Raw genomic sequence first — 15,791 nt, forward strand, 5'->3', positions numbered from 1 at the left:
AAACGAATGGCCCTCGCGCCAGAGTGTAGACGCTGCGGTTACTCGTCTCCCGGCGCCAGCAACAGATTGGGTGCCAGACGCTGATAACCGTCCTGGGTCAGGCGCATGTCGAGCATCAGGCTGGACAGGTCTGCCGACAACGCTTCGGCGTCCGCATCGTTCTCCAGATAGAGCAACTTCAGATAACTGTTGCAACCGGGGCAGACTTCGGCGCGCAACGGCGCCTGGTTGGCGGCGTGGCGATCATCTTCAAGGCTGAGGTATTCCAGGCCCTTGCTCTGTTCGCAATACACGCATTTGACCCGCACCACATGCCACTCGCAGGCACACAGCGAGCAGACCAGATAACGCAAGCCGTTGTGCTTGCCGCGATGACGGATCACCCCGGCCATGGCCGGCGAGCCGCAGGCCGGGCACTGGCTGAGGCTGTCGCCGGGAGTTAGTGCGAGGTTCGGCGTACTCAACAGCCAGTGGCTCCAGGCTGTTTGAAGCGCCGCACCGAGAAACGGCACCAACGCCGCCGGCACCAGCGAATACTGGCCACTGACCAGCGCCACCGCCCAGGCACGCCGTTGCCCGGCACCGGCCAGGCGCAAGGTGTCCACGGCATCGGACACGGCGGATTGTGACGGTGCGCTATAGCACTGCAGCAAGGCATCGAGGTAAGGCTGCCAATCGTCTTCGCGCGCCAGGCTGTCGGCCGCGAACGGCGGCAAGCCGTGTTGCTGGCACAACTCGATGCGTTGTCGGTCAAGGGGGTCGCTTGGCGGCGGGTCGTCCAGCACCTGTTGCTGCACCCGGCACAACCCGGCGATCAGGCGCAGGTAATCGGCCATCGGGTGCCCTTCGGCCAGCGTTTCCAGGCGCTGGGCACGCAGGCTGAACAGGTTATGCGGTGGCATGTACAGAAACGGCGGCGAACTGGCCGCCGCTTCGATTTCTCCGGGTTCAAGGATGGTTGGCAAATGTCAGCCCTTTTTGGTGATCGGTCGTTTGGGCGCTTCGCCGCGGGTCTCATCTTGAGTCACTTGGCGATACCAGAGTTCGTGGTGTTTCCTGGCCCAGCCGCGGCTGACCCTGCCGTGCAACATGGCGCTGACCGAGCCCTTGATCCAGATGCCGGCATAGATGTGCACGATGATGCTCAGGATCAGCACGAAACCGGCCAGCGCATGCAGCAACATCGCCCAGCGTATCGTGGTGATGCCGAAATACTCGCTGAAGTACGCACGCCAGATCACCAGCCCGCTGAACAACAGCACCAGCATGCACAGCAGTAAAGTCCAGAACAGCAGCTTCTGCCCGGGGTTGTATTTGCCGATGGGCGGGACGCCCTCCTCTTCATTTTTCATCACCCGGTCGATGCGCCTTAGCCACAGGCGATCATTGGCGATGAAGTAGTTGGCGCGCCAGAAGCGAAACACCAGGCCGAGGAACAGTACGAACATCAGCACGCCCATGAACGGGTGCAGGATGCGCGTCCATGGTCCGCCGCCGAACAGGTTGCTCAGCCAGAACAGCGCCGGGTGGAACAGCGCCAGCCCGGACAATCCGGCCATGAGGAACAGAATCGCCACAAGCCAGTGATTGGTGCGCTGGTTGCTGGTGTAGCGCAGGATCGTCTTGTCGCTCATGGCCTGCCCTCCCCTCGGGGATCGAAGGTGTGCACCGATGGATCGACTTCGTGCACGGCGTTGTCCGGCGGCTCCGGATGTTCATCCTCTTCGACGATTTGCGGACCGACGCGCACGTAGTGGAAGAACCCGGCCAGCACCGCCGCGCCCATGGCCAACAGTGCCAGGGGTTTGCTGATGCCCTTCCACAGCCCTACCAACGGACTGATCGCCGGGTGATCGGGCAAGCCGGCGTACAGCCTTGGCGTATCGGCGTGGTGCAACACGTACATCACGTGGGTACCGCCAACGCCTTCGGGGTCGTACAGGCCGGCGTTTTCAAAACCCCGGCTCTTGAGGTCGACGATACGCTCGGCCGCATGTTCCTTCATGTCGTCCTTGGAGCCGAACACGATGGCACCGGTCGGGCAGGTTTTCACGCAGGCCGGCTCCAGCCCTACCGCCACCCGGTCCGAGCACAAGGTGCATTTGTAGGCCTTGTGATCCTTTTGCGAGATCCGTGGAATGTTGAACGGACACCCGGTGATGCAATAGCCGCAACCGATGCAATGATCCTGATCGAAATCGACGATGCCATTGGCGTGCTTGATGATCGCCCCCGGGCTGGGGCATGCCGCCAGGCAACCGGGCTCTGCGCAGTGCATGCAGCCATCCTTGCGGATCAGCCATTCCAGGTTACCGGCGTCGGTCTCGTGCTCGGTGAAGCGCATCAATGTCCAGGTTTCTGCGGTGAGATCCTGAGGATTGTCGTAGGTGCCATGGTTATGGCCGACCTCGTCACGCAACTCGTTCCACTCCGAGCAGGCGACCTGACAGGCCTTGCAGCCGATGCATTTGGTGGTGTCGATCAGCTTGGCGACTTCCTCCATGCCGCGCACCGAGGGCGCAGGTGTGGTGGTGGCCGAGCGGGCAATGATGTCTTGGCTGGCCATTTAGACTTTCTCCACGTTGACCAGGAATGACTTGGATTCCGGGGTCTGAGTGTTGCCATCGCCGAGGAACGGCACCAGGGTGTTGGTCAGGTAACCGTGGCGCGTAAGGCCGGTGAACCCCCAGTGCAACGGAATGCCGATCTGGTGCACCACCTGATTGTTGACCTGCAGCGGACGAATCCGCTTGGTCACCACCGCCACCGCTTCGATGAAGCCGCGCTTGCTGCTGACCCGCACCCTGTCGCCGGCGACGATGCCTTTTTCCTTGGCCAGCACTTCGCCGATTTCCACGAACTGCTCCGGTTGGGTAATCGAGTTGAGCTTGCAATGCTTGCTCCAGAAGTGGAAATGCTCCGTCAGCCGGTAACTGGTCGCGGCGTACGGGTAATCCTTGGCCACGCCGAGGGAATCCCACACCGAATCGAAGATCCGCGCCGCCGGGTTGCTGGTGGCTTTCTTGTTTTGCGGGTGCAGCGGGTTGATGCCGATCGGCGTCTCGAACGGCTCGTAGTGCTCGGGGAACGGGCCTTCGTTCATCTTGTCGACGGCGAAGAATCGCGCCACGCCCTCGGGGTTCATGATGAACGGATTCATCCCCGCTTCCGGCGGCACGTCGGCCTTGTAGTCCGGCACATCGGTGCCGGCCCAGGCTTTGCCGTTCCACCACACCAGGCGTTTTTTCGGATCCCACGGCTTGCCTTGCAGGTCCGCCGAGGCGCGGTTGTAGAGGATCCGCCGGTTGGCCGGCCAGGCCCAGGCCCAGCCTTGATGCTGGTGCATGCCGTACGGGTCGTTGTTGTCGCGCCGCGCCATCTGGTTGCCGAGTTCAGTCCAGCTGCCACAGAAAATCCAGCAACCGGACGCGGTACTGCCGTCATCCTTGAGCTGGCCGAACCCGGCCAGTTGCGCATTGGCCTTGATCGCCGCGCCCGTCGCGTCGGTGAAGTCCGTGGTGGCGGAGCCGTTGATTTCCTTGGCCAGCTCTTCCGGTGAAGGTTCCTCAGGGATCTTGTACGGCCACGACAGTTTGAGCATCGGGTCGGGGTATTTGCCGCCATTGGCCTGATAACGCTGACGCAGACGTATGAACAGCTCGCTCATGATGCGGATATCGGTCTGCGCTTCACCCGGTCCGTCGGCGCCCTTCCAGTGCCATTGCAGCCAGCGGCTGCTGTTGACCAGCGAACCGTCCTCTTCGGCAAAGCAGGTGGTGGGCAGGCGAATGACTTCGGTCTGGATGTCGGCGCTGTTCACGTCGTTATACGGCCCGACCTTTTGCCAGAACTCCGAGGTCTCGGTGGCCAGCGGATCCATCACCACCAGCCATTTCAGCTTGGCCAGCGCCGCCATCACCCGGTTCTTGTCGGGCAATGCGGCAATGGGGTTGAAGCCCTGGCACATGTAGCCGTTGACCTTGCCCTGCCCCATCAGGTCGAACACCTTGAGGATGTCGTATTGGGGAATGTCCAGTTTCGGCAGGTAGTCGTAGGCCCAGTTGTTCTCGGCTGTGGCGTTGGCGCCGTACCAGGCTTTCATCAGGCTGACGTGGAATTTGCCGTAGTTCTGCCAGTAGGACAGTTGCCCCGGACGCAAAGGCTTTTGCGTGCGCTTGACGATGTAGGCGTTGTAATCCTGCTCGGCATCGCCGGGTAGCGTGAGGTAGCCCGGCAGTGAGTTAGATAGCAGCCCCAGGTCAGTCAACCCCTGGATGTTAGAGTGCCCGCGCAAGGCGTTCACGCCGCCGCCCGGCATGCCGACGTTGCCCAGCAGCAGTTGCACCATCGCCGCGCTGCGGATCATCTGCGCGCCAATCGAGTGCTGGGTCCAGCCCAGGGCATAGAGGATGGTCATGGTCTTGCCCGGTGTCGAGCAAGTGGCGATTTCCTCCCAGATTTTTTGCATGGCATCGACCGGCATGCCACAGATCTGGCTCGCCAGTTCTTTGCTGTAGCGGCTGTAATGCTGCTTCATCAGTTGATAGACGCAGCGTGGGTCTTGCAGGGTCGGGTCGACCTTGGCAAAGCCGTCTTCACCGAGTTCATAGCCCCAGCCGGACTTGTCGGTGTAAAGGCGCTTGGCCGCGTCGTAGCCGCTGAAGATCCCGTCCTCAAAGCCATAGCCGGCTTTGACGATGAACGACACGTCGGTGTAGTTGCGCACGTATTCGTGCTGGATCTTGTCTTCGGTCAGCAGGTAATTGATCAGCCCGCCCATGAAGGCAATGTCGGTGCCGGTGCGAATCGGCGCGTAATAGTCGGCCACCGAGGCGGTCCGGGTAAAACGCGGGTCGACCACGATCAGCCGCGCCTTGTTGTGCGCCTTGGCTTCGGTCACCCATTTGAAGCCGCACGGGTGCGCTTCTGCTGCGTTGCCGCCCATCACCAGGACCAGATTCGCGTTGGCGATATCGGTCCAGGTATTGGTCATGGCACCACGGCCGTACGTCGGGGCAAGACTTGCCACCGTCGGGCCGTGTCAGACACGCGCCTGGTTATCGAACCCCAGCATGCCGAGACTGCGCACCACCTTGTGGGTGATGTAGCCGGCTTCGTTGGACGCCGCCGATGCCGCGAGGAAACCGGTGGTCAGCCAGCGGTTCACCGTTTGGCCCTGGGCGTTCTTCTCGATGAAGTTGGCGTCGCGGTCGGCCTTCATCAGGTCGGCGACGCGATCGAGCGCTTCATCCCAGGATATGCGGGTCCATTCGGTGCTGCCGGGTTTGCGCACCTGCGGGTATTGCAGGCGGCCGGGGCTGTGAATGAAGTCCAGCAGGCCTGCGCCTTTAGGGCAAAGGGTGCCGCGGTTGACCGGGTGGTCGGCGTCACCTTCGATGTGGATGATGTTTTGCGCGACATTCTTCGCCGTATCGCCCTGGCTGTACATGATCAAGCCGCAACCGACCGAGCAATACGGGCAGGTGTTGCGGGTTTCATGGGTGTGGGCGAGCTTGAAGTGACGCACCTGTTCGGCAAAGGCAAGCGTTGGGGCCATGCCCAACGCACCCAGGCTAGAGCCTGCAAGGCCGATGCCGGCGACCTTGAAGAACTGACGACGGCTGAGATCCATCGTGCACTCCTGATCAGGTGGGACCCGGTACATGGCCGGGCTTTTTCGAACAACCACGGTCGGGGCAGTCTGGCTGCCGACACTACAAACTGTAGTCAATGCTGTCGAATTCACCATGACAGCCGACCGTCGGCCCTCCAGACACTACCCCCTGTAGGAGCGAGCTTGCTCGCGATGGTGTATCAGCTGAGTGAGTGTCGACTGACACTCCATCGCGAGCAAGCTCGCTCCTACAAGGGGTTGGCGCTTATCATGGCGCCATAACCAACCTGCCGTTACGAGACCCCGCATGACTTTCGATTTTGATCAGGTGTTCGACCGCCACAACACCGGCAGCACCAAGTGGAGCCGCTACCCCGCCGATGTGTTGCCGATGTGGGTCGCCGACATGGATTTCGCCGCGCCGCCGATGATCATCCAGGCCCTGCAAAAACGACTGGAACACCCGATGGTCGGCTACAGCGTGGCCCAGGATGACCTGCGCGAGGCAATCGTTGCCGACCTCTGGAACAAGTACGCCTGGCGCGTCGAGCCCCAGGAGCTGATTTTCCTGCCGGGCGTCGAGTCCGGCTTCAACATGGCACTGAAGGCACTGGTGCAGGCGCCACAGAATGTCGTTGTGCAGGTGCCGAACTACCCACCGCTGCGTCATGCGCCCGGGCATTGGGGGCTGAACAAGGTCGAACTGAATTTCGATGCGCAAGCCGACGGCACCTACACCACGCCGCTGGATACCCTGAGCCAATCGCTGCAAGGTGGTGGCGCACTGCTGCTGAGCAACCCGCATAACCCGCTGGGCAAGGCCTTCCCCCGCACAGAGCTGCAAGCCATTGCCGACATTTGCCTTGAGCATGATGCCTGGATCATTTCCGACGAGATCCACGCCGAGTTGTGCTTCGACGGCCGCCAGCACATTCCGATGGCAACCCTGAGCCCGAAGGTCGCCCAGCGCACCATCACCTTGATGTCGGCGAGCAAGGCCTACAACATCGCCGGCCTGAAGACCTCCTTCATGATCATCCAGGACCGCCACCTGCGCGAGAAGGTCAACCACGCCCGTTGCGGCATGGTCGACAGCGTCAATCCGCTGGGCATGGAAGCCACCCGCGTCGCCTACAGCGAAGCCGCGCCATGGCTCGCCGAGCTGAAGGTCTACCTGCAAGGCAACCGGGATTACCTGGCCGAGGCCGTACACACCCGCCTGCCGGGCATCACCATGAACCTGCCGCAAAGCACCTACCTGGCGTGGCTCGACTGCACGGCACTGGGGCTGGACGACCCGCAGCAGTTTTTCCTCGAACAGGCCAAGGTGGGTTTGAGCGCCGGCCTGGACTTCGGCAATGGCTGCAAACAGTTCGTGCGCTTGAACTTCGGCTGCCCACGGTCGCTGCTGGAAGAAGGCATTGCGCGGATGGAGCGCAGTTTGCGCCATCTCAAGGCCTGACCCGTCCCTCTAGCCATAGCCTATCCCCTTGTGGGCGTGAGCCTGCTCGCGATGGCGTCCTGTCAGTCGGCAATGTGTTGCCTGACACGGCGCTATCGCGAGCAGGCTCACTCCTGCAGGTAATAATTGAACCGATGCAGCCCTTCAATGCTCAACAGCCTATAGCCCTGCACTGACAGTTGTTTCGGGATCTGAGCCATGAGTTTCGTTGCCTGGGTGGCGGTGTTGGGCGCGGTGTTGCTGACCCTGGCACTGACTTCGTCGTACCTGCGCTGGATGCCGGTCACCACTTCGGCGGTGTGCCTGGTCCTGGGCATCGCCATCGGGCCGGCGGGCCTGGGCATGCTCCGGCTGGATATCAAGGAGGCGGCGTTCTGGATCGAGCACCTGACGGAAGTCGCGGTGCTGTTTTCATTGTTTGTCTGCGGGCTCAAGCTGCGACCTCCTCTTCGTGATCGCCGATGGCGAGTGGCGTTCGTCCTGGCGGGACCGGTGATGGTGCTGACCATTGTCGGCGTCTGCCTGCTGCTGCATTTCGCTTTCGGACTGGCGTGGGGGCCGTCGCTGCTGATCGGGGCGATACTGGCTCCGACCGATCCGGTCCTGGCCTCGCTGGTTCAGGTCAATGACGCCAAGGATGATGATCCGGTGCGGTTCGGACTCTCGGGCGAGGCAGGACTGAACGACGGAATCGCTTTCCCGTTCGTGATTCTGGGACTGTTGTTTTTGCAGCAAAACGGCAGCTTTGGCAGCGGTCTGGATGACTGGTTTTTCAAGCGCCTGTTGTGGGGCGTGCCCGCCGGACTGCTGACCGGTTACTGGATGGGGCGCGGTATTGGTCACCTGACATTATTCATGCGCATCAAGAATGCCGACAGCACGTTTTCCCCCAATGACTACCTTGCCCTGGCCTTGATCGCACTGGCTTACGTCGTGGCCGAAACCATCGGCGGCTACGGGTTCCTCTCGGTGTTTGCCGCCGGCCTGGGCTTGCGCCGGGCCGAGGTCAGGACAAGCAGTGACGCCCACACTCCGGCCGAACACCTGGTTCAAGCGGTGGTCGGTCATCAGCATGTCGAACCCGAGGCGGCCGTGCTCGGCAATGTGGAACACCTGGAAGACACGCAAGTCGCCGCCGGGATCATGATGGGCGACATGCTGTCGTTCGGCAGCCTGGTGGAACGGGCCATGGAAGTTTTTCTGGTCACCTTGCTCGGTATTGTGCTGATCGCGCACTGGGACTGGCGGGCGTTGCTGGTCGCGTTGGTGCTGTTCGGGATGATTCGCCCGCTGACGGTCTGGCTGATGCCATGGGGGTCGCTGCTCAATGGCCCGCAACGCTGGTTGATTGGCTGGTTCGGAATTCGCGGCATCGGGAGTTTCTACTACCTTTTCTATGCCTTGAACCATGATCTGCTGCCTTCAGTGGCAACGGTGTGTGCCGACCTGACGCTCTCGGTGGTCGCCCTGAGCATTCTGGTCCACGGCATCAGCACCCAGCCGATGCTTGCCCGCTATGAACGGCATAACCGCCGCGTCACTTCATCGCCAAGGCAATGACTTCCACCAGGTTGAGCTGGGTAAAGGGTTTCGACAAACGAGGTAGACGCGCGGCAATACCTTCCAGACGTTCGGCAAAACCGGTGGCGAGGATGATCGGCACGCTCGGTCGTATGAGCCTGATGGCGTTGGCCAGTTGCGCGCCACTCATCTGTGGCATGGCCATGTCGGTGATCACCAGATCGATACCCGGTTCACTGCCGAACAGCTCCAGCGCCCTGGCTCCGGAAGGCGCACTGATGACCCGGTGCCCGAGGTCCTCGAGCAGCAGACTGGTGCTGGTCAACACCAGACTGTCATCGTCCACCACCAGTACGCACAGGCGGGGCACATCCACGGTCTGCGTTTGCGCTACAGGCTCAACCACCGAACCCCGGGTGGCAACCGGCAACCACAACTCGGCCGTCGTACCCTGATCCTTGTTGCTTTTGAGGATGAAGCGCCCACCCAATTGCTCGATAAAACCGTGGACCATCGATAACCCCAGGCCCGTACCTTTACCGACGCCCTTGGTGGTAAAAAAGGGGTCCATCGCCGAGGCCAGCGTGGTTTCATCCATGCCCTCGCCGGTATCGGCAATGTTCAGGCAGACATAACGCCCCGCAGCCAGGGAAGAGGCGCCGCCGGTGACCTCCTCGGTCCTGGCACTGAAGATGATGGTCCCGCCGTGGGGCATGGCGTCGCGGGCGTTGGTCGCCAGGTTCAGTACGGCAAGTTCCAGTTGATTGATGTCCGCCATCACCGGTTCAAGATCCTCGGGAAAGCGAGTTTCGACTTTCACCGAAGGCCCCAGGGAGCTGCGCAATAGCCCGGAAATGCCTTCCACCAACGCCGGTATCCGCACAGGTACCGACTTGAGCTCCTGGCGTCGGGCAAACGCCAGCATGCGCTGGGTCAGGGATACACCGCGCAAGGCACCTTGGGTGGCGTTGTCGATCAGGCGGGTTATTTTGGGGTCATCCGTCACCCGTTTGCGCACGATTTCCAGATTGCCGAGGATCACCGTCAGCAGGTTGTTGAAGTCGTGGGCGATCCCGCCGCTGAGCTGGCCGATGGCCTGCATTTTCTGCGCCTGGAACAAGGCCTCACGGGTTTGCTCCAGCGCCTGCTGCGCCTGGGTGACTTCAGTGATGTCCCGGGTGATCTTGGCAAAACCGAGCAATGTGCCGGTGTCGCCCCAGATCGGGTCGACGATGACATGGGCGAGGAACCGCGTACCATCCTTGCGCATCCTCCAGCCCTTGTTTTCAAAGCGCCCTTCACGAACGGCGATATCCAGCGTCCGTTGTGGCTCGCGGGCATCGCGATCCTCCGGGGTGTAGAACATCGAAAAATGCTGGCCAATGACCTCTTCCGGCAAGTAACCCTTGATGCGCTGGGCGCCGGGGTTCCAGTTGCTCACCCGGCCGTCCGGGGAAAGCATGTAGATCGCATAGTCGGTAACGCTCTGCACCAGCAGGCGAAACTGCTGCTCGCTTTGCTTGAGGACTTCCTCGGCCATTTTGCGATCGGTCAGGTCCCGGGTGATCTTGGCGAAACCGAGCAACGTGCCCGACGGGTCGAAGATCGGATCAATGACCACATGGCACCAGAAATGTGTGCCGTCCTTGCGCACCCGCCAGCCTTCGCCCTCGAAACGCCCTTCACGAATCGCCGTGTCCAGTGCCCGCTGGGGCAAGCCGGCACGGCGATCGTCATCGGTGTAGAAGCGCGAGAAATGCTGACCGAGGATCTCGGCCTCCTCGTAGCCCTTGAAACGCCTGGCGCCGGCGTTCCAGCTGGTAATGATGCCGTCGGGATCAATCATGTAGATCGCATAGTCGATCACTGCATCGATCAACAGGCGAAAGCGATTGTCCTCAACGGTACTCGGCCTGTTTGGATCCTCGCTCATTGAGTTCTCGCGTCATGATTGTTTTTCTGGAGTATGAGACAAACTGCCAATTTGGAAAGCCATGACCCCGGCAGTTTGCTTCATAGCCTGCAATCCCGGCTTAGCGATACACGTATTTGGTGATATAGGAGTAAAGGTCGTTGTAGACGAAACCGGGAACCTGTTTGTCATATTTGCTGGTTTTAAGCAGCTGCAGATGACATTCCATGACCATCTCGTCACGCTCCTCCATCGAATAGACGGACCTTCTGAGGATAGTGTCATAGGCGCTGTACGCATATGGCTGCAACGTTGAAACTTCGTTCAGATTCTCATTTGGGTCCAGGGTATAGGTACTGTGAGCACGCAGTACCCGTTCGCTCAGCGTGCCCAGGCCGCGCTCGTACAGGAAGATTTGCGAGCCACTCACTGTCTTTGCGATGAACTCGAACGCAACGAGAACCGCAGGGGCGTTACTGATGCTCGACTCGAGTCTCGAATAGCTGACAAACCGTTCCATCTCCTGCTTTTCCAGGCTGGAGAATGCTCTTTTGATGCTGGACAGATGGGCGAACGCGTGATTGCAGCCCACGACATGGACTTCGAGTTGATAACCGGGAACAAATTTTGCCAATCCGGCAAAACCGATGTCATCGAACGCGCACTCCATGATGATGTTGCATCTTTGAGAAAGCGCGTTGGCGAAGATTTTCTCACCGAGCTCCCTGGCAAACGCTTCTGTATGTTCGTAGGCGTGCAAAACGCCGAGCTTGATCATGTCGGCGTAATGCGGGTGTTTTTTTCGATATTCAGGCAGGTACAGTCGAATGTAGTTCCCGTAATTCCCGGATGGCAGCAAGCTTTTTTCCAACAAGTAAGTCTTGCCCGAGCCCTCCACTCCGGCGGTGATCAGCAACTTTGGGATGGCTTCAGCAGTTTTGCCGACGAAGAGCGCAGGGAAGATCTCGTCGAACGCCTTGATCACGTCGTCTGAGGAATAGTTGTATTTCGGTGCTTCTGACATACCTTGATTTCCTTATCAAAGAATTGGGTTGTGATATCTAGCCTTTCCAATAAAGCGTGCTGGCGCTGATTGTTCAATTCGTTGTTTTGATCAAGGTATGTATTTGTTTTTAAAGGTAAAGATTCCTACGGAGCAGAGCGAGAATTCGTTGGCGCAATCGACCACCAGCGCGGCAGTAATTGCCTGACCTTGTGCTCGCCAAAACGGTCGTCGATCAACATCACCACCCCTTGATCCTGTTGCGTACGGATGACCCGTCCAGCGGCCTGAACCACTTTCTGTACGCCGGGAAACAGGTAGGTGTAATCGTAGCCAGCGCCGAAAATCGCAGCCATGCGCTGTTTCAACTGCTCGTTGACCGGGTTCAGTTGGGCCAGCCCCAGGGTGGCGATGAACGCACCGATCAACCGTGCGCCGGGCAAATCGATGCCTTCGCCGAACGCACCGCCGAGCACTGCAAAGCCGACGCCCTCGCCGTCTTCGGTGAACCTGTCGAGAAAGTCCTGGCGTTGTGCCTCGCCCATGCCACGGGATTGCGACCACAGTTTGATCCGCGGGTGCCGCTCGGCCAGCAACTGCGCCACCTGCTGCAAGTAATCGAAACTGCTGAAAAACGCCAGGTAATTGCCGGGGCGTTTGCAGAACTGCCTGGCGATCAAGTCCACGATCGGTTCGAGAGAGGACTGGCGATGTACGAACCGCGTGGAGATCTGGTCGACGATGTGCACTTGCAGTTGATCGGCGTGAAACGGCGACTCGACGTCGATGCACACCGTGTCCTGCGGCGCTCCCAGTAAATCGGCGTAATAGTGCCGGGGGCTGAGGGTCGCGGAAAACAGCACCGTGCTACGCGCGGCGGTCAGGCGCGGGCGGATGAAGCCGGCGGGGACTACATTGCGCAGGCACAGTTGCGAGAGGTTGCGCTGGCGCTCGAGGTCGCGCTTGCTGATGTCGAACAGGAACTGCTCATCGAACAGTTCGGCGACCCGGCAAAAGTGCAGCATGTCGAAGTAAAATCCCTGCAGTGCGCTGTCCAGGCCTTGAGGGTGATCGTTGAGGTAGTCACCGATGTTGGCACTGCACGATGACAGCGCCTGCAGGAGCTTTTCCGGCGCCTTGTCATAGGCCTGATAGGCGCCGGTTTGCGCGTTATGCAGGGCATTCCACTCGCGGTTGACCCGTTGCATCGGTTTTTTCAGCGCTTCGGGCGCGGTTTTGCGCACGCCGTTGAAGGTCGCCTGGTCGAGGCTGGCGCTGTACATCTGGCGGCCGCGCTCCACCAGGTTGTGGGCTTCGTCGACCAGCACCGCGACTTTCCAGTTGTTGGCCTGGGCCAGACCGAACAGCAACGCGCTGAAATCGAAGTAATAGTTGTAGTCGGCAACCACCACGTCGGCCCAACGCGCCATTTCCTGGCTCAGGTAATACGGGCAGACATCGTGCGCCAGGGCGACCTCGCGCAAGGCGCTCTCGTTCAGCAGGCTCAGTTGACTGGCCGCCTGCCGTGCGGCGGGCAGGCGATCGTAGAACCCCCGGGCCAGTGGGCAGGACTCGCCGTGGCAGGCTTTGTCCGGATGTTCGCAGGCCTTGTCCCGGGCGATCATCTCCAGCACCCGTAACGGCGGCGCATCGGCGCTGGCAAGCATCACGTGCGCGGCGTCCAGGGCCAGTTGCCGTCCCGGGGTTTTCGCCGTAAGGAAGAACACCTTGTCCAGTTGCTGCGGCGCCAGCGCCTTGAGCATGGGGAACAAAGTGCCCAGGGTCTTGCCGATTCCCGTGGGCGCCTGGGCCATCAGGCAGCGCCCCGTGCTGACGGCCTTGAACACCGACTCGGCCAGATGACGCTGCCCCGGTCGAAAACCGGCATGGGGAAAGGCCAGGCCCTGCGCAGCCAGATTGCGCCCTTCTCGATGGGCGACTTCCTGTTCGGCCCATTGCAGGAACCGCGCGCAATGCCGTTCGAAGAACTGTTGCAGCTCGATGGCGTCGAAAGACTCGACCAGGCGGGTCTCCTTTTCACTGACGATGTCGAAATACACCAGTGCCAGACTGATCCGCGAGAGGTCCAGTTTCCGACACATCAACCAGCCGTAGATCCTGGCCTGGGCCCAATGCAATTGGCGGTGGTTGGCCGGTTGTTTGCTCAAGTCGCCGCGGTAGGTCTTGACCTCCTCCAGGCAGTTTTGCCCGGGGTCATAGCCATCCGCCCTGCCCTTGACCGTCAAGGTTTGATACTGGCCCTCAAGGGCAATTTCGCTTTGGTAACCCTCGCTGCGCCGCGAGGCCACCGTACGGTGCCCGACGATACCTTCCAGCGCGGTCGGTGACGGTGTGAAGCGCAGGTCGAGGTCGCCGGTCTTGGCGGTGAACTCGCACAGCGCCCGCACCGCAATGCTGTAGCTCAATCGCCCTGCTCCGCCCATTGCACGTAGCACACGGCGATGGGCATCTGGTGCTCATGACAGAACTCCAGCCAGCGCAACTGGTTGTCCTGCAGGCGATCGCCCGGGCCCTTGACCTCGATCATGCGGTAGGTCTTTTGCTGCGGCCAGAACTGGATCAGGTCCGGCATGCCGGCGCGATTGGCCTTGATGTCCAGCAAGAGGCGGTTGAACCAGTGCTTGAGGTGCTCGGCCGGGAGGCAATCGAGGGCTTGCTCCAGCAACTCTTCGCTGAGCACGCTCCAGTACACGAACGGCGACTGCACGCCCCACTTGGCGGCATAACGTTCGCGGATGGTCTGCCGGTAGCGCCCGTCGTCGAGTTCTGCCAGGCAAGCCTGAAACAGTTCGGCCCGGCGGACATGGAAGTCTTCGCTGAGCAAATCCACCGGCCCGCGCTGGAACGGGTGAAAAAACGCCCCCGGCAAAGGCGCGAAGATCGCTGGCCAACACAGTAGGCCAAACAATGAATTGACCAGGCTGTTTTCCACGTAGTGCACCGGCGCCGAATCTTGCGCCAGATGCGCCTGAACATAGAACTCCACCGATAATGCCGGGTCTGTCCTGGGCAATTGCAGGTCCAGGCGCTGCATTTCCCGAGGCGCTGCCCGCTTGATGGGCGGCCCGCCGAGCTTGCGCCGCAGACGTGGCAGGACGCGGAGCAACTGTTGGTGTTCCGCGGCGCTTTGCGGTGCCTGTTCGGCCTGCACGGCCAGGTCCATCGCCTGTTCAAACTGGCCGCTGCGTTCCAGTACGCGAATGAGCCGCGCACGCGCGCCGGGAAAAGCGCATTCGCGGTACAGGTTCAGGGCCATGGAGAAATCGGCGATGCGTTCGCAGTACTGGGCCATCTGGAACAGCAGCTTGCCGCGCCGGCGCTGCAACCACGGATTGTCCAGCGCCAGGCCCTTGATCCGCTCGGCCACCTCTTCCCGCGCTTCACCGGCCTCGAATTGTTGCTGGTATGCGTGCAGGAGGACGCAGGCATCCACGTCTTCGCGGCTGCGCAAGCCACGGGACTCGGCACAGAATTCGACTTTTTCGTAGGTGTAGATACCGAGGTCGGCCAATACGAACTCCGACCAGTCCTGATACAGGTTGCCGAAAAACATCAGGCGCAGGCGATCGCACAATTGCATGATGGTCAGGCTGAACAGGCGCTCGTCCAGGGTCGGACACCAGTCGTTGAAGCTTTGCACCTGGGGAAACTGCTCGCACAGCGCCGGCAACCAATCGGCTTTCCTGCCTTTGGGTTGATCGATGACCGGGCCAAAGGCCTGGAGGATTTCACCCTTGAGCAGCACCTCGAACAGCGCTTCGACCGCCAACGGCATTCGCTCATCGACCCAGCCGAGCGCTAACAGCGGCCCGACGGCGCAGCCGGTATCGCCGATTTCGTCATAGTGCAGTTTGCTCGCCCTGAAATGGACACCCTTGCGCATGACCATTCTGACCAGCAGTGCCTGCGACTCACGGGGTAAGCGCTTAAACTCATGAATGAAACGCTGCTCGTCGACGCTCAGCACATCGGCAAAGCGCTGCTCAAGCCAATCAAGCACTTGCATGAAGTTGTTCAAGTAGTAGAACGGATCGTCGAGGGGATTTGCGGTCACTGGAAAATGGGCCATGGCGAGAGATACTGGTTATGCATACAGATACCAGTTCCAGCCCGCGTGGCGCAATCGGAAAAGGATAAATGGCGGCGCGTTACGGAATTTTCCCGGGCAGTAGAACTTTCTGCTCCCTGGCGGCACCAACCGCCATACAGGTGCAGTGACAGCCTCGGGCTGTTGGCGCTGCTTTAAACGAACGGGAGG

At 60.6% G+C, this 15,791-nt stretch carries 10 protein-coding genes; 2 read left to right on the forward strand and 8 right to left on the reverse strand.

The genetic code is table 11. From position 1 onward, the window contains the following. Positions 1–38: 38 nt before the first annotated feature. From fdhE to fdnG, 4 genes are read right to left on the reverse strand one after another with little or no spacing between them, the layout of a single operon-like run. Positions 39–965: a formate dehydrogenase accessory protein FdhE gene (gene fdhE / locus KGA98_RS13415; RefSeq protein ID WP_223502528.1), complete on the reverse strand. Its 927-nt coding sequence runs from the start codon at positions 963–965 to the stop codon at positions 39–41. Between the two features lie 3 nt (positions 966–968). Continuing rightward, entirely contained in the window at positions 969–1,634 is a 666-nt protein-coding gene (locus tag KGA98_RS13420; protein WP_057714812.1) for a formate dehydrogenase subunit gamma, read from the reverse strand. Then, entirely contained in the window at positions 1,631–2,566 is a 936-nt protein-coding gene (gene fdxH / locus KGA98_RS13425; RefSeq protein WP_057714811.1) for a formate dehydrogenase subunit beta, read from the reverse strand. The genes KGA98_RS13420 and fdxH overlap by 4 nt, the downstream gene beginning before the upstream one ends. Then, positions 2,567–5,632, reverse strand: a complete 3,066-nt coding sequence (fdnG, locus tag KGA98_RS13430) for a formate dehydrogenase-N subunit alpha (RefSeq protein WP_223502529.1) — start codon at positions 5,630–5,632, stop codon at positions 2,567–2,569. Positions 5,633–5,921: 289 nt separating this feature from the next. Between fdnG and KGA98_RS13435 the strand changes: the two genes are divergently transcribed. Continuing rightward, entirely contained in the window at positions 5,922–7,076 is a 1,155-nt protein-coding gene (locus tag KGA98_RS13435; RefSeq protein WP_223502530.1) for a MalY/PatB family protein, read from the forward strand. A gap of 198 nt (positions 7,077–7,274) precedes the next feature. Continuing rightward, positions 7,275–8,636, forward strand: coding sequence for a cation:proton antiporter (locus KGA98_RS13440; RefSeq protein WP_090455248.1), 1,362 nt, complete (start codon positions 7,275–7,277; stop codon positions 8,634–8,636). Here KGA98_RS13440 and KGA98_RS13445 read toward each other — a convergent pair. The 4 genes from KGA98_RS13445 to KGA98_RS13460 all read right to left on the reverse strand — a co-directional run bounded on the left by KGA98_RS13445 (position 8,614) and on the right by KGA98_RS13460 (position 15,602). Continuing rightward, a complete protein-coding gene (locus tag KGA98_RS13445) occupies positions 8,614–10,530 on the reverse strand; it encodes a PAS domain-containing sensor histidine kinase (protein ID WP_223502531.1) in 1,917 nt (638 codons plus the stop codon). The two genes, KGA98_RS13440 and KGA98_RS13445, sit on opposite strands and share 23 nt — an antisense overlap. A 100-nt stretch (positions 10,531–10,630) precedes the next feature. Next, a complete protein-coding gene (locus tag KGA98_RS13450) occupies positions 10,631–11,533 on the reverse strand; it encodes a zeta toxin family protein (RefSeq protein ID WP_223502532.1) in 903 nt (300 codons plus the stop codon). A gap of 125 nt (positions 11,534–11,658) precedes the next feature. Continuing rightward, positions 11,659–13,938 (reverse strand): ATP-dependent DNA helicase, encoded by a 2,280-nt coding sequence (locus tag KGA98_RS13455; RefSeq protein WP_223502533.1) that lies wholly within the window; start codon positions 13,936–13,938, stop codon positions 11,659–11,661. Then, positions 13,935–15,602, reverse strand: coding sequence for a VRR-NUC domain-containing protein (locus tag KGA98_RS13460; RefSeq protein ID WP_223502534.1), 1,668 nt, complete (start codon positions 15,600–15,602; stop codon positions 13,935–13,937). Before KGA98_RS13460 ends, KGA98_RS13455 begins: the two co-directional genes overlap by 4 nt. Positions 15,603–15,791: the final 189 nt, after the last annotated feature.

Source organism: Pseudomonas sp. BF-R-24, assembly GCF_019947335.1.
GTDB lineage: Bacteria > Pseudomonadota > Gammaproteobacteria > Pseudomonadales > Pseudomonadaceae > Aquipseudomonas > Aquipseudomonas jessenii.